The 19406-nt window shown below is 64.6% G+C and carries 15 protein-coding genes and 1 tRNA gene; 9 read left to right on the top strand and 7 right to left on the bottom strand.

What is annotated here, in order from left to right; genetic code table 11:
* The first annotated feature begins 105 nt into the window (after positions 1-105).
* Complete coding sequence (locus IEW81_RS04665; RefSeq protein WP_097060239.1) at positions 106-1914, top strand: ABC transporter ATP-binding protein; 1809 nt, start codon at positions 106-108, stop codon at positions 1912-1914.
* On the top strand, positions 1911-3716 hold the full coding sequence (locus IEW81_RS04660) for an ABC transporter ATP-binding protein (protein WP_097060240.1): 1806 nt from the start codon (positions 1911-1913) through the stop codon (positions 3714-3716). Before IEW81_RS04665 ends, IEW81_RS04660 begins: the two co-directional genes overlap by 4 nt.
* Positions 3717-4103: 387 nt before the next feature.
* Here IEW81_RS04660 and IEW81_RS04655 read toward each other — a convergent pair whose 3' ends face one another.
* The 3 genes from IEW81_RS04655 to IEW81_RS04645 all read right to left on the bottom strand — a co-directional run bounded on the left by IEW81_RS04655 (position 4104) and on the right by IEW81_RS04645 (position 5991).
* A complete protein-coding gene (locus tag IEW81_RS04655; protein ID WP_097060241.1) occupies positions 4104-4976 on the bottom strand; it encodes an endonuclease domain-containing protein in 873 nt (290 codons plus the stop codon).
* Positions 4977-5212: 236 nt separating this feature from the next.
* Positions 5213-5521, bottom strand: a complete 309-nt coding sequence (locus IEW81_RS04650; RefSeq protein ID WP_097060242.1) for an MGMT family protein — start codon at positions 5519-5521, stop codon at positions 5213-5215.
* 14 nt (positions 5522-5535) lie between these two features.
* On the bottom strand, positions 5536-5991 hold the full coding sequence (locus tag IEW81_RS04645; protein ID WP_097060243.1) for a GNAT family N-acetyltransferase: 456 nt from the start codon (positions 5989-5991) through the stop codon (positions 5536-5538).
* A 119-nt stretch (positions 5992-6110) separates the two neighbouring features.
* On the opposite strand from IEW81_RS04645, the gene IEW81_RS04640 reads away from it, so the two are divergent.
* Positions 6111-7325, top strand: a complete 1215-nt coding sequence (locus IEW81_RS04640; protein ID WP_097060244.1) for an NADP-dependent isocitrate dehydrogenase — start codon at positions 6111-6113, stop codon at positions 7323-7325.
* A 301-nt stretch (positions 7326-7626) separates the two neighbouring features.
* Here IEW81_RS04640 and IEW81_RS04635 read toward each other — a convergent pair whose 3' ends face one another.
* From IEW81_RS04635 to IEW81_RS04625, 3 genes are read right to left on the bottom strand one after another with little or no spacing between them, the layout of a single operon-like run.
* Positions 7627-9144, bottom strand: coding sequence for an FAD-dependent oxidoreductase (locus IEW81_RS04635; protein ID WP_097060245.1), 1518 nt, complete (start codon positions 9142-9144; stop codon positions 7627-7629).
* Complete coding sequence (locus IEW81_RS04630) at positions 9141-9989, bottom strand: FAD:protein FMN transferase (protein WP_097060246.1); 849 nt, start codon at positions 9987-9989, stop codon at positions 9141-9143. The genes IEW81_RS04635 and IEW81_RS04630 overlap by 4 nt, the downstream gene beginning before the upstream one ends.
* A 1-nt stretch (position 9990) precedes the next feature.
* On the bottom strand, positions 9991-10428 hold the full coding sequence (locus tag IEW81_RS04625; protein WP_097060247.1) for an FMN-binding protein: 438 nt from the start codon (positions 10426-10428) through the stop codon (positions 9991-9993).
* 192 nt (positions 10429-10620) lie between these two features.
* On the opposite strand from IEW81_RS04625, the gene IEW81_RS04620 reads away from it, so the two are divergent.
* From IEW81_RS04620 to IEW81_RS04595, 6 genes are all read left to right on the top strand, one after another.
* Positions 10621-14226: a S8 family serine peptidase gene (locus IEW81_RS04620; RefSeq protein ID WP_179691802.1), complete on the top strand. Its 3606-nt coding sequence runs from the start codon at positions 10621-10623 to the stop codon at positions 14224-14226.
* 161 nt (positions 14227-14387) lie between these two features.
* Positions 14388-15089 carry an SGNH/GDSL hydrolase family protein gene (locus IEW81_RS04615; RefSeq protein ID WP_097060248.1) on the top strand — a complete coding sequence of 234 codons (702 nt, stop codon included), beginning with the start codon at positions 14388-14390 and terminating at the stop codon, positions 15087-15089.
* A gap of 4 nt (positions 15090-15093) precedes the next feature.
* The gene (locus IEW81_RS04610; RefSeq protein WP_097060249.1) at positions 15094-16569 is read left to right on the top strand and encodes a malate:quinone oxidoreductase; all 1476 of its coding nucleotides are present in this window, start codon (positions 15094-15096) and stop codon (positions 16567-16569) included.
* A 39-nt stretch (positions 16570-16608) separates the two neighbouring features.
* Positions 16609-17658: an Rv2578c family radical SAM protein gene (locus IEW81_RS04605; RefSeq protein WP_097060250.1), complete on the top strand. Its 1050-nt coding sequence runs from the start codon at positions 16609-16611 to the stop codon at positions 17656-17658.
* A gap of 170 nt (positions 17659-17828) precedes the next feature.
* Positions 17829-18512 (top strand): DNA-binding response regulator, encoded by a 684-nt coding sequence (locus IEW81_RS04600; RefSeq protein ID WP_097060251.1) that lies wholly within the window; start codon positions 17829-17831, stop codon positions 18510-18512.
* Between the two features lie 13 nt (positions 18513-18525).
* Positions 18526-19191 (top strand): thymidine kinase, encoded by a 666-nt coding sequence (locus IEW81_RS04595; RefSeq protein WP_097060252.1) that lies wholly within the window; start codon positions 18526-18528, stop codon positions 19189-19191.
* Between the two features lie 115 nt (positions 19192-19306).
* Here IEW81_RS04595 and IEW81_RS04590 read toward each other — a convergent pair.
* Positions 19307-19380, bottom strand: a tRNA-Pro gene (locus IEW81_RS04590).
* Positions 19381-19406 lie beyond the last annotated feature (26 nt).

The raw sequence follows: 19406 nt of genomic DNA, 5'->3' as shown, positions 1-19406 counted from the left end.
TGGCCTAGTCTGTAAGGCTGCCCAGGCACCACACAGAAGGTGTTGTCCGGGCAAGCACCCTAACAATTCGGGGCGTGCTACCGCCCATCCCCATAAGGGACGCCCATGCCTGAAATCTCGACCCCGCCCAGGGCTTCCAAGCGGGCCAGCACCTTCGCTTCGATTCGGCGCCTCTATCCCTACATGAAGCCAGCCATGCCGCGGATCTACCTCGGCACGGTCACCGCGCTCGCTGCCGGAGTGGTGGCGCTGCTCATCCCACAGGTACTGCGCGGCCTCGTCGACGGCCCGCTGCAGTCAGGCGACGCACAGCAGATCTGGCCAGCCTTCGCGATCGTGCTCGGCCTCGGAATCGTCGAAGCTGTGATGGTCTACCTCAGGCGCATGTTGGTGCTCACCCCGGGGACGCATGTCGAGGCGCGCATGCGCAACGCGCTCTACGAGAAGCTGCAGGTGCTGCCCGTGAGCTTCCACGATCGGTGGCCGAGCGGGCAGTTGCTGTCGCGAGCGGTGAGCGACCTGAACCTCATCCGGCGCTGGGTCTCGTTCGGTCTCGTGCTGCTCGTCGTCAACGTGCTCACCATCGTCGTCGGCTTCGTGTTCCTGCTGAACATCTCCTGGGTTCTGGGCGTGCTGTTCATGGTGTGCTCGATCCCGCTCTGGATCTACGGTTTCGTGTTCGAGAACAAGTACTCGACGGTCGCCCGCCGCAGCCAGGACCAGGCCGGGGACCTTGCGACCACCGTGGAGGAGTCTGTGCACGGCATCCGAGTGCTCAAAGCATTCGGCCGAGGTAAACATGCACTGAACAATTTCGCGAACCAGGCCGACGTGCTGCGCGGCACCGAGATCGAGAAAGCGCGCGCGATCGCCGGCATCTGGCTGTGGCTTCTGCTGGTTCCGGATGTCACGTTCGCTTTGTGCCTGCTCGGTGGAGTGTGGCTGGCGGTCGACGGCCAGATCAGCGTCGGCGACCTCGTCGCGTTCTTCGCCACGGCGACCGTGCTGCGTTTTCCCGTGGAGTCGATCGGCTTCCTGCTGTCGATGACCTTCGACACGCGCACGGCGACCGACAGGTTCTTCGAGGTGATCGACTCCCGGAACAGCATCGTCGACCCGGTCGAACCGCTGACCGTGGCGGATCCCAGGGGCAGGCTCGTCCTGCACGATGTGCACTTTCGGTACCAGGATTCGCCCGCGCACGTCCCCGACCTCGTCAACGGTGTCGATCTCGCCATCGAACCGGGCGAGACGATGGCTCTCGTCGGGCTTACTGGCTCCGGCAAATCCACGATCACCGCGCTGACGACGCGCCTCTACGACGTGACCGGCGGCTCGATCACCGTTGACGGCGTGGATGTGCGCGAGCTCAGGCTCACCGAGCTGCGGTCGCTCATCGCCATGGCTTTCGAAGACGCCACCCTGTTCTCCGCGAGCGTGCGTGACAATGTGCTTCTCGGGCGCCCGGACGGCACGGAGGCAGATCTCGCCGAAGCCATCGACATCGCCCAGGCGTCGTTCGTGTACGACCTGCCCGAAGGCCTCGACACGCGTGTCGGTGAGGAGGGGCTCAGCCTCTCCGGGGGCCAGCGGCAACGGCTCGCGCTGGCGCGAGCCGTTGCCGCGAAGCCGTCGGTACTCGTGCTCGACGACCCGCTTTCTGCGCTCGACGTCGACACCGAGGCTCTCGTGGAGGCGGCACTCAGGAGGGTGCTCGCCTCGACGACCGCACTCATCGTCGCCCACCGGCCATCCACCGTCATGCTTGCCGACAGGGTCGCGCTGCTGCAGGATGGCCGCGTCACAGCGATCGGAACACATTCAGAGCTCCTCGAATCGAGCGAACACTACCGTTTCGTGATTTCCAGTCTCGAAGACGAAGAACAGCGCGAACGAGAAGAGGTGGGCTCATGAGCGTCTCCGGAGTTGAAGGCGAAGAGCGCAGCGACTTCAGCGCGGCAGAGAGCAAGCAGATCAGGCAGCGCTCGCTGCGGTTGCTCGGCTCGCTGGTGCGCCCGCTGCGAGCTCGCGTCATCCTGACCATGACCGTGGTGATCGTCAGCACGGCGGCGCAGGTTGCTGGGCCGGCATTGATCGCGTTCGGCATCGATCGCGGCCTGCCCGCCCTCGTCGACCGCGACTGGGTGCCGCTCGCGTTCGCTGTTGCCGCGTACCTTGTCAGCGGCGTCGTCGGGGCGACCCTGATCGCGTGGTACACCGTGCTGACGGCACGCATCAGCCAGGCGATCCTGTTCGACCTGCGCAAGCGTGTCTTCCTGCACACCCAACGACTGTCGCTCGAGTTCCACGAGAACTACACCTCCGGCCGCATCATCGCGCGCCAGACCAGCGACCTGGATGCAATCAGGGAGTTGCTGGATTCCGGAATCAACCAGCTCGTGCAGGGTGCGCTCTACATGCTGTTCATCGCCATCGCGATGTTCTCGCTCGACTGGGTGAGCGGGCTCGTGCTCTTCGGCGCGCTCGTCCCGCTCGCAATCCTCACCAGGTGGTTCCAGAAGCGTTCGCAGAAGTCATTCCGCGAAACCAGGACGGCCTCGGCGCAGCTGATCGTGCAATTCGTGGAGACCATGACGGGCATCCGTGCGGTGAAGGCCTTCCGCAAGGAGAAGCGCAACGAGATGGAGTTCGGCGGGCTCGTCGAGAGCTACCGCGTCAGCAACAGCCGCGTCATCCAGCTGTTCGCGATCTTCGACCCTGGGCTCGTGCTGATCGGAAACGTGACGCTCGCCGTCATCCTGCTCGTCGGTGGCCTGAGGGTTGCCGGGGATGGGCTCGCGATAGGTGTGCTGCTCGCGACGCTGCTGTACACACGGCAGTTTTTCGCTCCCGCGCAGGAGATGGCGATGTTCTACAACTCCTACCAATCGGCTGCGGCCGCTCTCGAGAAGATCTCGGGCGTGCTCGAGGAACTGCCGGGTGTGCCAGACCCCACGACTCCGATCGACCTGTTCCAGGCGCAGGGCAGGGTGAGTTTCGACGACGTCGAGTTTGCGTACAAGGCTGACAGGGTCATCCTGCCTCGATTCGACCTGGAGCTGCCAGCGGGCCAGACGATCGCGCTGGTGGGCTCGACCGGCGCGGGTAAATCGACCCTCGCCAAGTTGATCTCGCGCTTCTACGACCCGTCACACGGCACCATCTCGCTCGACGGAATCGACCTGCGCCAACTGCACCCGAAAGACCTGCGCCGGGCGATCGTGATGGTGACACAGGAGGCGTACCTGTTCTCGGGCACCGTGGCCGACAACATCGCGCTCGGAAAGCCGGATGCCACCCGCGACGAGATCGTGCGCGCAGCACAGGCCGTGGGCGCGCACGAGTTCATCGAATTGCTTCCAGGCGGCTACGACACCGAGGTGAACAAGCGTGGTGGACGGGTCTCTGCCGGCCAGCGGCAGTTGCTGTCGTTCGCGCGGGCGTTCATCGCCGATCCGGTCGTACTGATCCTCGATGAGGCGACGGCATCGCTCGACATCCCGTCGGAGCGGCTCGTGCAGGAAGGCCTGCAGACACTGCTCGCCGACCGCACGGCGATCATCATCGCCCACAGGCTGTCGACGGTGGCGATCGCGGACCGGGTGCTCGTCATGGAGCACGGCATCATCGTCGAGGACGGAACCCCGCGCGACCTCATCGCGGGAACCGGGCGCTTCGCGCAACTTCATGCCGCGTGGAGGGAATCCCTCGTGTAGACCCGAGGCCGTGACGACCATCACGCCCCGCCTTGGTTCGATGAACGCGCCGAAGAGGCGAGTGGATGCACCCCCGGCTGTTCGAAGACGCGAAGACCACAAATCTGGCACGCTACGCGGAGGTTCACCGCCCTCACCCACTTCATCGCTCCCCTCCACGGCAGATCGCGCTCGCGCCCTCATCCACTTGACCGCTCCCCTCCACGTTGGCCTTCCGCCCTACCTCTCCGCTCGGCCGCTCCGCGTTAGCCTTCCGCCCTACACCTCTTCCGAAATGACGGAGATCGCAGCGACCATCCAGATGGTGGCGCGAGCGGGTCGGCTCTGACCGCTGCCATCTCCGTCATTTCGGAAGGTGGCGTGTGGATGCCGCGGCTCGGCAACCCGTCACGCCAGGTGGTCACGACTCACCAGGGCGGCCGTCACCGCCGCCATGACGTCGGCCCATCGCTCGCTGACCTGCCAGTAGCTGAACCGCAGCACGCGATAGCCGAACGCCCGAAGGGCCGCGTCGCGGCGATGATCTTCCTCGAAACCCTCCCGGGTAGCGTGGAACTCGGCACCATCGATCTCGACCACCAGTCGATCGCCGAGCACGAAATCGACCCGGATGCCCGAAGTGACCTGAACCTGCTGAGAGAAGTGGATACCGGCAGCGATGAACTCGAATTTCGCGAGGGACTCGCTGCCACTACCACTCAGCCTGTCGACCCGGCGAAGTTTCACCTGGGTCTGGTGCGGCAGCGATCTTGCGGCTCGCGCCCAGCTGGAACGGGATACTTTCCCGAGCGCGATCGCTGACTCGACGACGGCGAACGCGATGTTGGCGGGCTGAGTGCGGGCCACCTCCAGAACGCATCCGAGCGGGCCGACGAGGGATCGCGTTCCGGTTGCGGCACCGTCGTTCCAGTGCACGCGCACACGGTGGCGGCGGAGCTCCTTCAGCCGCACCGACTTATTCGTCGGGCTACGCAGGGCACGGGCATCCGGGGCGACCGTCAATTCGAGCGGGGCATGGATCGGTGTCCAGATGCCGTGTCGGCGGGCGCCGGCCAGACCGGTGAGTCGACCGCCGACCCGCACAGCCTGCAGCTCGGCCTCATCGAGCTCGGGGCAGACGTAGTGACCCTGCCGCGCGCGCACGATTTCGCCGCGATGCACCGCTGCAGTCAGCTGATGGGAAGTGTGCCCATCGCGCAATAGTTCCCAGGTGCGAGCGACTCCGCCGCGCCGCCGGACGTCGAGGTAGATGGAATCCATGCGCCGAGCATTCCGGCGCACCCGCGGCTCAACAGGGGGCTCACGCCGATCGGTGCACAAGCCACCCACCCTTCCGAAATGACGGAGAAGAGTGGATGCCGCGGCACCAGTCCCCGGCAACGAATTGGTCCAGCCCTGCGAAAGTCCGTCATTTCGGAAGGGAACAGCACGCGGCGGGAGCTGGACACGAAGGGAACAGCACGCGGCGGGAGCTGCACGCCGCCGAGGCCCAGCGCCTACGGCGTGTATCGCGCGGCCGCGAGGTTCACTCGGAACACTCCGTCGCGCGACCACCTCAGCGGGGTTCCCTCCGCGCGGAAGTGCTCGAGTGCCTGGTGCTCGTGATGTATGGCCGGATGACCGCTCGCGCGCACGACCCGCCACCACGCGGCATCCGACCCGTAATGGGACATGACCCGGCCAACAGCCCTCGCAGCACGCGACCCCATCGCTGCCGCCACGTCGCCGTAGGTCATGACGAAGCCGGGAGGGATGCTCTCGACCACCTCGAGCGCCCGGCTGACGAAATCGTCCGTGTTCGTCACAGGCCCTGGAGTCACTACAGGCCGAGCACGCCGATGTTCTCGCCGTACTGGGTCTCGCCGCTGATGGTGAAGCCGACGCGCAGGAAGAACTGCTCTGGACCGTCGTCCCCGGGCTCCCAAACCGCGGTCACCCGGTCGAAGCCGCGATGTCTCGCCTCTTCCGCGAGAGCGAGCACGGCGAAGCGACCGACTCCGGTACCCTGCGCGCTGGCGGCCACCGTCACACGCCAGATGCAGCTGCGGAACTCCTCCTGCGTCGACTCGGGGTCGAAATTGCCGCGGATGAAACCGACGACCTCGTCCTCGGAGTTGAGCACGACCCGGGGCCACGATGTCACGGGGCTGAGGTAGGCATCCGCTATCGCGTACGACGGCGGCGTGACGAACTGCTCCTGTCCGCGACGCAATGACAGGTTGTTTGCCGCGACGATGGTCTTGGCAGAAAGTTCTTCCAGTCTCAGCTCACCCATGCACACAGGCTATCTCCCGAGCCCACCCAGTGCCACAGTGCGCGGGAGAAGTATCTCGATGTCGAGATACTTCTCGAACCGAGTATGCTAATCACGGCCCAAAACCTTAGGAGTTCCGCTTGTCCAAGATCACAGTAAAAGGCACAGTCGTCGAGCTGGATGGCGATGAGATGACTCGCATTATCTGGCAGAAGATCAAAGACACGCTCATCTATCCGTACCTCGATATCAATCTCGAGTACTACGACCTCGGTATCGAGCACCGCGATGCGACCGACGACCAGGTCACTATCGATGCTGCCCACGCCATCCAGAAGCACGGCGTCGGCGTCAAGTGCGCGACCATAACGCCAGACGAGGCGCGCGTCGAAGAGTTCGGCCTGAAGCAGATGTGGAAGAGCCCCAACGGCACGATCCGCAACATCCTGGGTGGCGTCATCTTCCGCGAGCCGATCATCATCTCGAACATCCCGCGACTGGTCCCCGGCTGGAACAAGCCGATCATCATCGGTCGTCACGCGTTCGGCGACCAATACAAGGCCACCGATTTCCGGTTCTCCGGCAAGGGCAAGCTGACCGTCGAATTCACCCCGGATGATGGCTCCGAAGCACAGAGGTTCGAGGTCTACCACTCCCCGGGTGACGGCGTCGCGCAGGTGCAGTACAACCTCGACGAGTCGATCCGCGACTTCGCGCGCGCCTCGCTCAACTATGGGCTTACGCGTAACTATCCGGTGTACCTTTCGACGAAGAACACGATCCTGAAGGCTTACGACGGTCGCTTCAAAGACATCTTCGAAGAGATCTTCGTCACGGAGTTCAAGGATCAGTTCGATGCTGCGAACCTCACCTACGAGCACCGTCTGATCGACGACATGGTGGCGTCGGCCATGAAGTGGGAGGGCGGATATGTCTGGGCCTGTAAGAACTACGACGGTGACGTACAGTCAGACACCGTGGCCCAGGGCTTCGGATCGCTCGGGCTCATGACCTCGGTGTTGTCAGTTCCGGATGGGTCTGTCGTCGAGGCCGAAGCCGCGCACGGCACCGTGACGCGTCACTACCGCCAGCACCAGGCGGGAAAGCCCACCTCCACGAACCCGATCGCATCCATCTACGCGTGGACTCGCGGGCTGGCCCACCGCGCCAAGCTCGACGGTAACCCGGCGCTCGCCGAGTTCGCTGACACTCTCGAGGATGTCGTCATCAAGAGCGTCGAGGCCGGCCACATGACGAAAGACCTCGCGGCCCTCGTCGGTGCTGACCAGAAGTGGGAGACCACCGAGGAGTTCCTCGACACGCTCGACAAGAACCTGGCCGCGCGACTGGCGTAATTCTCGCGTCGTACAAAGGGTCGGAAGCTCAGGCTTCCGGCCCTTTCTCTCGTCCGGTCCTTTCTGTCGTCCCGGTCCTTCTGTCGTCCCAGCCCTTCTGCAGATGGATCGTCTCGTCCGCAGCCAGCACCTCGACACAGGTCTCGATCCTGCGATAGAGAATTCCAGCCATTGTCGATCGGCGATAGCGGCGACGCGCTCATCGTAGAACTGGCGACCGACGGCGGCCGAGTGTTCCGCTTCTGCGGCCTGTCGCTTGGGTGAGGTGACAAAAGCGGAACAGTCGCGCGAAAATCAGGCTCTAGTAGCCGGAGAAGTAGTCGGAGTGCACACGCTTGGCGCCCTGCGAGCGCAAGGCCTTCCGCAGGTCGTTCACAAGAGCCGGCGGGCCCGAGACATAGGCGCGACGGCGGGCCAGATCCGGGATGGCGTCCGCAAGCCGCTCCCCGGTCACGCGCCCGCTTCCGCCGTACTGCCAGCCTGGCGGCAGGCTTGCGGGTGCCTCGGGTGAGTACAGCACGACCTTCGCGCCAGAGTGTTCGAGCATCGCGCGATACGGCAACTCACCTGTCGAGCTGGTTGCGTAGGCCACCACTACGTCGCGCTTCTCACTGCGCGCCGTGGCATGGGCGAGCTGGCTGGCAAACGGGGTGATGCCGATCCCGCCCGCGACGAGCAGCAGTGGCTCCGAGACATCCTTCGGCAGTAGGAAATCGCCGCCCACGCCGGTGCCGTGCACGATCGCCCCGGGTTCCAGCTCGAGCAGCGCCTGCTTGTAGCTCGAACTCTTCGACGACGCGCTGATGGCAAAGGTGATGGCGAAGGTGATGGGCCCGTCGTCACTCGGCGCAGACGAGATGCTGAAGTATCGACGGGTGCCACGGAAGTCGGCCCTGCGGTGCGGGATCGCCAGCTCCATGTACTGGCCGGGGGAGAAGCGCACCGGTCGGGCCGGCTGGAAGGCGAGTTCGAAGGTAGAGGGCCCCACCTGCTGCTTGCCGATGAAGCTCAGCCTGATGCCACGGCGCTGGCCGAACGCGAAAGCGACGAGGTTTGCGACCAGCAGCGCCAGCAGGTACTTATTCGTCAGGCCGGAGTTGAACGGCACCGCGAAGACCAGGGCGGCGATCCCTGCGACGACGAACTGCTGCCACAGGCGCGGCGGGAGCGTCAACGGCTCGCTGAGCATGAACCCGGCGAAGAAGAACAGGGCAGACGACAGGAACGCGAACCCGAGCGCGGTCTCGAGGGTGCTGCCGCCGAGCAGCGACGCTGCGACGCTGACGGCGCCGGCGAGCCCGGCGAATCCCGCCCCCATCGCGATCCGCTGGGTGCGATAGAGCACGAGCAGCGCGCCGATGATGATCACCGGCTGGAGGTACGGGGTGCCGATCCACCACAGCGGGAACGCGATCCCGGTGATACCGACGATGAATGTCCCGGTGGCTGTGGGGTTGAAGATGTGGCGACCGCGCACGGCGATGAGGTACTTGGAGGCGCTGGCGATGACGCCGGAAAGCGCGATGCCGCCGAGGGTGAGCGGGTCGATCGACGGCTCCATGATCATGAAGATCAACAGGCCGGTGATGATGGATGACTCGGGGTGCAGTTGACGCCTCGCCAGCCGTGCAGCAACCCACCCCGAAGCGCCCGTGGCGGTGATCGCGACGACGAGGGAGGCGAGCAGCTCCAGCGGACCCTGGGAGAGTTGCCCGGCCAACGACAGCGCGAAGGCCAGAACCGTGATCGCTGCGAGGCAGACCACGACGAGCTTGTACATCGGGATGGCGCCCGTGACCCTGTCGAGCATTCGTCTCATCTGAATATCTCCCCGTCGAATCCTGTCGAACACTCCACCCGGCCATCGGACAACATCCTCACCCAGTCGAACGAGAACTCGGTATCGATGCGCTCCGGATCGGTGAAGAACAGCGCTGTTGCGATTCCGTCGGCCTCCAGCGCGAGCGTTGTGATCGCCCACGTCGCGATGACTCTCCGGGTGGGCAGGCCCGTCGTCGCGTCAACGACGTGGTGGAGCCCGTCACCCCAGGCGCGCCGGTTGGAGGCCGAGGCGCAGATCGAGCCGTTGCCGATATTCGCGATCCCGATCGCTTTGTCGGGGTTTTTCGGATGCTCCAGCGCCACCCTGATCGGGTCAGCTCCGCTGTGCCGGATGTCGCCACTGGCGTCGACGATCACCTCCGTGTGCCCGGCCTCGGCCAGCAGCCCGAGCACGATATCGACGAGGTAGCCCTTGCCTGCCGCACCGACGTCGATAGATACGGGCCGCAGCGTGGTGAGACCGCGGCCGTCCCACGAGAACGCCTCGTCCCAGTGTGGAGCCGATCGCACCATCCCGGTCGGCCGCAGGGAGTAGGCGCGGTCGTAGCCGAGATCGTCCATGGACCGCCCGACGAGCGGCGACATGCGGCCGTCGGTGGCCGTGTAGAGGCGACGGTATGTGTCGAACAGCGCGGCCGCGTCATCCGGGAACACGAAGGTGCCGGCCGAGCGCGCGATGGTCGCGACGAGCGAATCCTCGCGGAACCGGGAGTATGTGCGATCGAACTCCTCGATGCGGGCCCGGATGCGCGTGGAAAGGCCTGGTGCGATCGGCTCCGCCGTGTCGATCTGCCAGCCGGTACCGATCGCGTCGAATCGCACGTCAGGAGGCAGCGTCGGCCTTGATGGTGTCGACGGCGGAGTTGAATCCGCCGCTCGTCAGGGATGATCCCGCGACCTTGCTCACTTTGAGGGTGTCGATGTTTTTTCCGACGACCTCGGCGGCGATCCCGTTGATGAATTCGCCCTGGTAGCGCTGGGAATCACGGCTTTCACCCTTACCGACCACCGTGACATCGGTGACGATACCGTTGCCGAGGGTGATCGTGACATCCACTGTTTCGGTGCCGTTGGGAGACTGGTAGCTGCCGCTTTCGGTGTACGTGCCATCGGCGTATGTCGCCCCACTGGGGACTGCCGCATCAGACTTACTGTTCGCATCGCCCCCGGCCGTAGCGCTGCTGCATCCGGCGAGGGCACCGACGAGCGTAAGGCCGGCGAAGACGGCGATTGCTGGCTTGTGGTCGTGAAGTGATCGCATGGGAATCCTCGTGGTCGTGAGTTGTTCGTACAAGCATGTCCTATCGGGTGTGAGTTTCCCTGAAGGTGATGTCGCGACGAAAATCGGAAAAACTCGCGCGTTCTACCCCTTTTCGGGGGTGAATGTTGGCTATGGTGAGCGGAGCGGACCCGACCGCCTCCGGTATCAACCCTTTTCGCCCTAAGGACTCCTGTGAGAATTCGTGTCGAACGTACTGCTGCTCGTCCCTCTATCCGATTAGCAGTAGCGGCGCTCGCCACTGCTTCACTGGTCGCGGCCGGCCTTGTCGTCGGAACCGGCGCTGCTGCTCTTGCGGCACCGGGCGGGCCCGGTCAAACAAGTTTCGAGCCAGGCCGTTACATCGTCACGCTCGCCGACAACGCTGTCGCGACGTATGACGGAAGCATCCCCGGGTATCCGGCGACCTCACCGGATGAGGGTGACCAGCTGAACGCTCGACGCGCGCCGGTGCTCGAATACACCGACTACCTCTCCAAGAAGCAGAAGAGCGTCGCTGCAGATGCCGGCGTCACGATCGACTCGTCGTACACGGCTGCCCTCAACGGATTCTCGGCAGAACTGACCTCGGCGCAGGCCGCCGAGCTGGTCGCCGACAAGAACGTCGTCGCCGTCACTCCCGACGAACTGAAGCACATCACCGCCGTGCCATCGACGAGCTTCCTGGGCCTCGACGGCCCCGGCGGCGTCTGGGAGTCGATCGGTGGAGCCGACCAGGCTGGCGACGGAGTCGTCGTCGGTGTGCTCGACACCGGCATAGCAGCAGAGAACCCGGCATTCGCGGGTGAACCGCTGGCGGGATCGGTTTCCCCCGCCCCATACCTCGACGGGGACGCGACCGTATTCGCGAAGGCCGACGGGAGCACCTTCCGCGGAGTCTGCCAGACCGGTGAGCAGTTCAGCGCTGACGATTGCAGCACGAAGATCATCGGCGCCCGCTACTTCCTGAATGGATTCGGTGCTGACCGCCTCGGCAACGCGAAGACGGGCACCGGCGAATTCGTTTCGCCTCGCGACGGCGACGGACACGGTTCGCACACTGCGAGCACTGCGGCCGGTAATGTCGCGACACCGGCCAGCGTGGGCGGCATCGACTTCGGCACGATCACGGGCGTAGCTCCAGCCGCCAAGATCGCGGTGTACAAGGTGTGCTGGTCTGGACCCGATCCTGCCGTGCGCAGCGATGACGGCTGCACCACGACCGACCTCCTTGCCGCGATCGACGGGGCCGTGACAGACGGAGTCGATGTCATCAACTACTCCATCGGCGGCGGCGCGGCCCAGACGACCTTCTCCCCGACGGATGAAGCGTTCCTGGGTGCAGCCGCAGCGGGAGTGTTCGTGGCGGCCTCCGCCGGGAACGACGGCCCCGGCGCGTCCACCCTCGACAACGCGAGCCCGTGGATCACGACGGTCGCCGCGTCGACGATCCCGTCGTACCAGGCCACGGTCACCCTCGGTGACGGCCAGGCGTTTGCCGGGGCATCCATCACCGTCGACATGACACCGGATGCCGCTGCGCTCACCGGCAACCTCGTGAACTCGACGGCCTTTGCCTCCCCGGGCGGCACCGATGCGAATCTCTGTGCACCGAACTCGCTGACCGCTGTGCCCGTGGGCACGATCGTGGTCTGCGAACGTGGCGTCTACGACCGGGTCGCGAAATCGGCCGAGGTGCTGCGAGTCGGCGGCATCGGCGTGGTGCTCGTGAACAGGGGTCCGGGATCCATCGACACCGACCAGCACGCGCTGCCGACGGTGCACCTCGACGCCAGATACCGCGACCAGGTCGTCGCATACGCCGCAACCGCCGGCGCCACGGCGACCTTCACCGACGGCAACTCGACGAGCTACACGCCTCCCACACCACAGGTGGCCGGCTTCTCGTCGCGCGGCCCGTTGCTCGCCGATGGCAGCGACCTCCTGAAGCCGGATATCTCGGCACCGGGTGTCTCGATCCTCGCGGCCGGCCCCAACCAGGAGTCGACAGCCCCGACCTACGAGTTCCTCAGCGGAACCTCGATGGCCGCGCCCCACATTGCAGGGCTCGCTGCCCTCTATCTCGGCGAGCGTCCCAACGCGACACCGGCAGAGATCAAGTCGGCCATGATGACGACGGCCGGTGACACGGTCAACGCGGATGGCGCTGCTGTGACCGATCCGTTCACGCAGGGCGCGGGCCAGGTGGATCCGACACGATTCTTCGAACCCGGCCTCCTGTACCTGAACGGCACCGCAGACTGGCTGGCCTACCTCCAGGCGCTCGGTTATGACGCGGGGGTCGAGCCGGTGGATCCGAGCAACCTGAACCTCGCGTCAATCTCGGTCGGCACCCTGACGGCTCCGGAGGCGGTGACGCGAACCGTCACGGCGACCCAGGCGGGCACCTTCACCGCGAGTATCGATGGCCTGGCCGGAATCGATGCCGTGGTCGAACCGTCGACGCTCACTTTCGGAGCTGCCGGCGAGACCGCGAGCTACACGATCACGCTATCGCGCACCGATGCGGCACTCGATGAGTTCACGACAGGCTCGCTCACGTGGTCGTCGGGTGACACCACGGTTCGCAGCCCCATCGCGGCTCGGCCCGTCACCATCGTCGCTCCGGATTCGGTCGAGGGAATCGGCGTCACAGGATCCGTGGATGTCACGGTAACTCCGGGCGGCAACGGTGACATCGCGCTCGCGACATCGGGTCTCTCGCTGGGTGCCCTGCTGCCCGACCCCACTGGCACGCAGACCGAGCGCTCCGGATTCGGCGGAACCGGTGAGAGCGCCGAATACACCGTCGATGTGCCCGCGGGCGCAGAGTTCGCGAGGTTCGACCTCGACGCGATCGATGACACCACCGACCTCGACCTCGTGGTGTACAAGTTGGATGCCGCGGGCGAACCTGTCGCGGGATGGCAGTCCGCGACAGGCTCGGCCGACGAGCGTGTCGACCTGGTCACTCCGGAGGCAGCCACCTATCTCGTCCTGGTGGACGTGTTCGCGGCAGCCGACGGTACGGCCTGGGATGTGACGGTCACCTCGGTCGTTCCTGGTGGAGCGCCACTCACCCTGTCACCGGCCGTGCTGCCGGGTGTGCAGGGCACCCCGGTGACGTACACCGCTTCGTGGGCCGACCTGGCCCCGCTGTCGACGTATCTCGGGCTCGTGAGTTACGCCGACACCGGTCGCTACACGGCAGTCGCCGTCACGACGGGCGAGGCTCCGGCACCGGATGCACCGCTCAACCTCGTCGCACCGGTCATCTCCGGTAAATCCGATGTGGGCAAGAAGCTCAAGGCCACTCCGGGGGAGTGGGACATGGAAGGTCTGACCTTCGGCTACCAGTGGCAGTCCAACGGCGTGGACATCGTGGGTGCCACCGGCGCGAAGTACACGATCACAGCGGCAGACCAGGGCACGCAGTTGACGGTCGTGGTCACCGCGACCGCGGCCGGCCTCCCACCGGGAACGGCTGCGTCTGAGGCGGTGACCGTGCGCTACACGTCGACCACGTCGCTGTCGCTGAGCCGCCAGGTCTTCTCCTCCTGGCAGACCTCGATCGCGAAGGTCGCCGTGACGACCGCGGCTCCCGCGGCCGCCACAGGTACCGTCACGATCACGATCGACGATCGTACGACGAAACCGCTCGCGCTCGCGGCGGACGGCACCGTGAGCTACACGCTGCCCAAGCTGTCTCGAGGCGTCTACACGGTATCTGTCGCTTACGCGGGTGACTCCGCGGTGGCGGGCTCGACCAGTTCGACGAAGCTCATCTGGGTTATTTTCTAGAACCGACAGAACAGATGTGATGGGCGGAAGCAGGAGCTTCCGCCCATCACTGTGTCGGCGGCAACCTCTCCAACCCGCAGTCGTTCTCCTGACCCGCAGTAGTTCTCCTGACCCGCAGTAGTTCTCCCAACCCGCAGCGGGGGCGGTGTCGAATAGCAGGCATGGGTAACCGAAACAGCGTGATTGTCGCCGTGATCTCAGCCATCCTCGCGGTCGGATCGGCGGTCACGCTGATCGGCTGTTCGCCATCGCTGCCGACGGCGATCTCCGAGCCTCGGGATCCGAACGCCACGAGGGTGGCGTTCTACGGTGACTCATATACTCTCGGCACCGGTGCGACGGCCGCAGACCTGCGCTGGTCGACCGTCATCTGCGACCAGCGGGGGTGGAGCGAATTCAACCCCAGCGTGAACGGTCTCGGTTTCATCAATAACCGATCCATTTTCGGAGACGGTGACGAGCCGAGCCAGGTCATCGACGACAACCCAGACATCGTGTTCGTCACGATGGGGCTCAATGACAATTTCAGCTTCGACACGAAAGCGGTCGAGATTGAGGCGCAGATCACCGACGATCTCACGAGGCTGAACGATGCATTGCCTGAGGCGCGGTTCATCGTCGTCGAGCCGTTCTGGTACACGGATGAGCGACCACGCTCGGTCGAGGTCATCAACGGGTGGGTGAAGGATGCGGCCGCCGAAATCGATGCCGACTACATTCCCGGCGCGTCCCGCTGGATCGAGAATCACCCGGAATGGATGGCGAGCGATGGCCTGCATCCGAATGATGACGGCTATGCGGCAATTGCCGGGCGGATGAATGCCGAACTAGCGAAGCTCGACCTCCCAGCGGCGCTAAAGTGAGGAGGTGAGCAAACCCGTCGACGTCGCCCTCATCGGCGGGGGCATCATGAGTGCCACTCTCGGTGCCCTCCTCCAGCAGCTCGAGCCTGACTGGGAGATCCAGATCTTCGAGCGTCTCGACGAGTTCGCGCTTGAGAGCACGAACCCGTGGAACAACGCCGGAACCGGCCATTCCGCGCTGTGCGAACTCAACTACACCCCGCAGCGTGCTGATGGCTCGATCGACATCGCGAGTGCGGTGAAGGTCAACGAGCAGTTCCAGGTCTCACGCCAGTTCTGGTCGTTCCTCGTGGAGAACGGTGCACTGCCAGAGCCCACCGAGTTCATCAACGCGACCCCGCACATGAGCTTCGTCTGGGGCGAGAAGAACGTCGAATATCTTCGCGCGCGATTCGACGCCCTCAAAGACCACCCGCTGTTCGAGGGCATGGAGTACAGCGAAGACGCGAAGGTCATTCGCTCCTGGGCGCCCCTGATGATCCCGGGCCGCAGCAAGTCGCAGCCGATCGCGGCAACGCGCATCGCCTCGGGAACCGATATCGATTTCGGTTCGCTCACGCATCTCCTGACGAAGAATCTCGTCAACAGCGGCGCGAAGCTGAACACCGGCGTGGTCGTGACGGGGCTCAAGCGCACCAGAGACGGCCTGTGGCAGCTCAGGATGCGTCGAGACGTGGGTCGAACGCCGATCAAGCCACTGAACGCCCGGTTCGTATTTGTGGGCGCCGGCGGCTATGCACTGAACCTCCTGCAGAAGTCGGGCATCAGGGAAATCCGCGGATTCGGCGGGTTCCCCGTCAGCGGCGAATTCCTGCGCACCGACAACCCCGAGCTTGTTGCGCGGCATCGCGCGAAGGTCTACGGCAAAGCGGCCACGGGCTCTCCGCCCATGTCGGTTCCTCATCTTGACCTGCGGGTGGTGGATGGTAGGGGCAGCCTGATGTTCGGGCCGTATGCCGGTGCCAGCCCCAGGTTCCTGAAGACCGGCTCGATTTTCGACCTGTTCGCATCTCTACGCTGGCACAACGTCGTACCGATGGTGGCGGCCGGCGTACAGAACCTCAGCCTCGTGAAGTACCTGATAGGGCAGCTCGCTGCATCTAAATCCACGAAGTTCAGTGAGCTGCAGGAGTTCTATCCTGACGCCAAGCCTGAAGACTGGTACACGATCACCGCCGGCCAGCGCGTGCAGGTGATGAAGAAAGACAAGGCGAAGATCGGTGTGCTGCAGTTCGGCACCGAGGTCGTGGCGGCCTCCGACGGCAGCATCGCGGGGCTCCTCGGGGCCTCACCCGGCGCATCCACTGCGGTTCCTATCATGCTCGGGCTTGTCGAGAAGTGCTTCCCCGACCGGATGGATGCCTGGCGGCCCGAATTGGAACGCATGGTTCCGACCTACGGCCAGACGCTCGCAGACCAGCCGGAGCTCGCACGCGACACCATCGAGCGCACCGCCCGCGTGCTCCACATCACAGCCTGAGCACTTGACAGAAATTCGAACACATGTTCGAATATCTGGATGAGGTGGGATGGTCAGGCGCTGGAATCCGAGCAACCCGATGCCCTCCCCGGGATGGCGAAGCTCTCCCATCTGGTACGCACCGTGTCGACACCCGAATTCGCGGGCATGCGATTTCACGAGGTGCTCGCGAAGTCTGCGTTGAACAGGGTGCCGGCATCGAGCGCGATGCCCTTCAGCTGGACGATCAATCCGTACCGCGGATGTTCTCACGCGTGCACTTTCTGCTTCGCCCGTAACACGCACACCTATCTCGATCTCGATGCTGGGAAAGATTTCGACCGCGAGATCATCGTCAAGACGAATGTCTCTGAGGTCCTGGCCAGGGAGCTTGCCCGGCCCGGTTGGAATCACGAGCCTGTCGCGCTCGGAACCAACACTGATCCATACCAGCGCGCCGAGGGGCGCTACCGGCTGATGCCGGGCATCATCGCGAGTCTCGCCGACAGCGGTACGCCGTTCAGCATCCTGACTAAAGGAACCCTGTTGCGTCGCGATCTGCCGTTGCTGGCGCAGGCGAACCGGCACGTCGTGGTCGACATCGCCATGACGATCGCCGTGCACGATGATGACCTGCAGAAGTCGGTGGAACCAGGTGCCCCGGCAACGCTCGGCAGGCTCGACACGGTGCGAGCCGTACGAGAGAGCGGGCTCGACTGCACGGTGTTCATGATGCCGATCCTTCCGTACCTGACTGATACCAGGGATCACCTCGAACGGGCACTGGAGCAGCTCTCAGCGGCCGGGGCGACCTCGGTGATGTATTCGGCGCTGCACCTCAGACAGGGAGCGCGACAGTGGTTCATGCAGTGGCTCGAGTCGAATCATCCAGAGCTCGTCGAGCGGTATTCGCGCATGTACTCGACGAGTTCGTATGCGCCGAAGGAGTACCGGCGCTGGCTCGCGCAGAAGATCCAGCCGATCATCCGGCGCCATGGCCTGCACCGTGGTTCGATCAACCCGGCGACCGCGCTTCCCCGGTCGTCGACGGAACGTACCCTGATTGCAGAAGAGTTGCCGCCGTCGCTGGCGCAGGCGACACTATTCTGACAGGCTGTCCCCGATAGTGACCACAACCCGTGTACCCCGATTACGGGCTGCCGGGCCGCGTCGGCACATGTCATAGTTATCTGAACCACCGTTGTGGAGCACGGCGAACCGCCTCCGCGCAGCGGTGTCGTCGTCGCTCGTTTTTGCACCGAAACCCCGAGGATCACCCGATGACAGCCCCAGATTCTGCCATGCACGACGCGAACGAGCACACGCAGACACGCGTGCGACTTGCCGTGCTCGACGATCACGAGTTGCTTCTCGACAGCCTCGCCAGCTGGATCGGCACAAACGCGCCAGACTTCGATCTGGTGCTCAGCGCGAGCACCTGGCTCCAGCTCGTGCACAGCAGCAACTTTCCCACCGACCTCGTGTTCATCGACTTCCAGCTGAAGGAGCCGGTGTCGATCGAAGCCCGGGTGCGCACGTGCCGCGCGGCTGGCGCGAAGGTCATCGTGTTGTCGAGTCTCGACACTCCAGAGGCGAGCGAGCGAGCCCTTGCGGCCGGGGCCGTCGCCTTCCTCTCGAAGACGCTGCCGATGCGTGAGGTCATGGATGCCGCCCGCGCGGTCATGGGCGTCGCGCCCGATCCCGACCAGCGAGACTGGCGCCCGCGACCGACAGGCGCCACCGCGCGTGTGCGCCCGAAGCTGAGCGCGGGGGAGGCGCAAGCCTTCACACTGTACGCGTCGGGCCTCAGCACACCGGAAGTGGCCGAGCGCATGAATGTGCAATACGAGACCGCGAAGACGTACCTTCGACGTGTGCGCGAAAAATATTCCAAAGTGGATCGCCCGGCCAGCAAGAAGACTGAACTCATCAGGCGAGCTGCCGAAGACGGATTCCTGCGCTGACCGGAGAAGGATTATGAGCAAGCTATATTTCCGCTACGGCGCCATGAACAGCGGCAAGAGCACGGCGCTGCTGCAGGCGGCATTCAACTACGAGGAGCGCGGGCACCGTGTGCTGCTCGCAAAACCCCAGCTCGACACCAAGGGCGATGCTGCGATCGTGTCGAGGCTCGGGGTGACCCGACCGGTTGATTTCACCGTCGCGCCCGATGAGGATATTCTCCAGAAGTTCCTTGCGCAGCGGGCGTCGGTGCTGGCCAGCTCAGGGTCGACAGTGAGCTGCCTGCTCGTGGATGAGGCGCAGTTTCTCACCGAGGGGCAGGTCGACGACCTCCTGAGGATCGCCATCCTCGAGGGCGTGCCTGTGCTCGCCTACGGCATCCGCACCGATTTCCAGACCGTCGCGTTCCCGGGGAGCCGCCGACTGCTCGAGATCGCACACTCTCTCGAAGAATTGAAGACGATCTGCCGTTGTGGCCGCAAGGCCGTCTTCAACGCGAGGCGGGTGGGAGAGCATTACATTTTCGACGGGGACCAGGTCGCGATCGACGGTGTCGATGTCACGTACGAATCGCTGTGCGGAGCCTGCTACCTCGAGGAGAGCAACGGAGTGCTCAACAACGGGTGGCGCCCCAGGGCGGAATTCAGCTACGGCAGCGCTCCAGATCCCGACTTCGCCTGACGTTGTCGCCTTCGCTGACGCTGACGCTGACTCCTTCGCCGTCGAGTTGGGGCGTTAACCACGAATCGCCCTCCCGAGGGAGAGCAATTGTGGACCGGCCTGAGGCCGGCATGTGTCGGGGTAGCGGGATTTGAACCCACGACCTCTTCGTCCCGAACGAAGCGCGCTACCAAGCTGCGCCACACCCCGATCACTCGCACCGAAGCGCGAACTCC

It is taken from the genome of Salinibacterium xinjiangense (assembly GCF_014645015.1).
Taxonomy (GTDB): Bacteria; Actinomycetota; Actinomycetes; order Actinomycetales; family Microbacteriaceae; genus Rhodoglobus; species Rhodoglobus xinjiangensis.
Note: the sequence above shows the minus strand (reverse complement) of the source record. Positions and strands in the feature narration are given on the sequence as shown.

Bases quoted from the DNA above. Each gene is read 5' to 3' on its own strand.
- IEW81_RS04665 (WP_097060239.1), top strand. From the start codon at position 106: ATGCCTGAAATCTCGACCCCGCCCAGGGCTTCCAAGCGGGCCAGCACC.
- IEW81_RS04660 (WP_097060240.1), top strand. From the start codon at position 1,911: ATGAGCGTCTCCGGAGTTGAAGGCGAAGAGCGCAGCGACTTCAGCGCG.
- IEW81_RS04655 (WP_097060241.1), bottom strand. From the start codon at position 4,976: ATGGATTCCATCTACCTCGACGTCCGGCGGCGCGGCGGAGTCGCTCGC.
- IEW81_RS04645 (WP_097060243.1), bottom strand. From the start codon at position 5,991: ATGGGTGAGCTGAGACTGGAAGAACTTTCTGCCAAGACCATCGTCGCG.
- IEW81_RS04635 (WP_097060245.1), bottom strand. From the start codon at position 9,144: ATGAGACGAATGCTCGACAGGGTCACGGGCGCCATCCCGATGTACAAG.
- IEW81_RS04625 (WP_097060247.1), bottom strand. From the start codon at position 10,428: ATGCGATCACTTCACGACCACAAGCCAGCAATCGCCGTCTTCGCCGGC.
- IEW81_RS04615 (WP_097060248.1), top strand. From the start codon at position 14,388: ATGGGTAACCGAAACAGCGTGATTGTCGCCGTGATCTCAGCCATCCTC.
- IEW81_RS04605 (WP_097060250.1), top strand. From the start codon at position 16,609: ATGAGGTGGGATGGTCAGGCGCTGGAATCCGAGCAACCCGATGCCCTC.
- IEW81_RS04600 (WP_097060251.1), top strand. From the start codon at position 17,829: ATGACAGCCCCAGATTCTGCCATGCACGACGCGAACGAGCACACGCAG.
- IEW81_RS04595 (WP_097060252.1), top strand. From the start codon at position 18,526: ATGAGCAAGCTATATTTCCGCTACGGCGCCATGAACAGCGGCAAGAGC.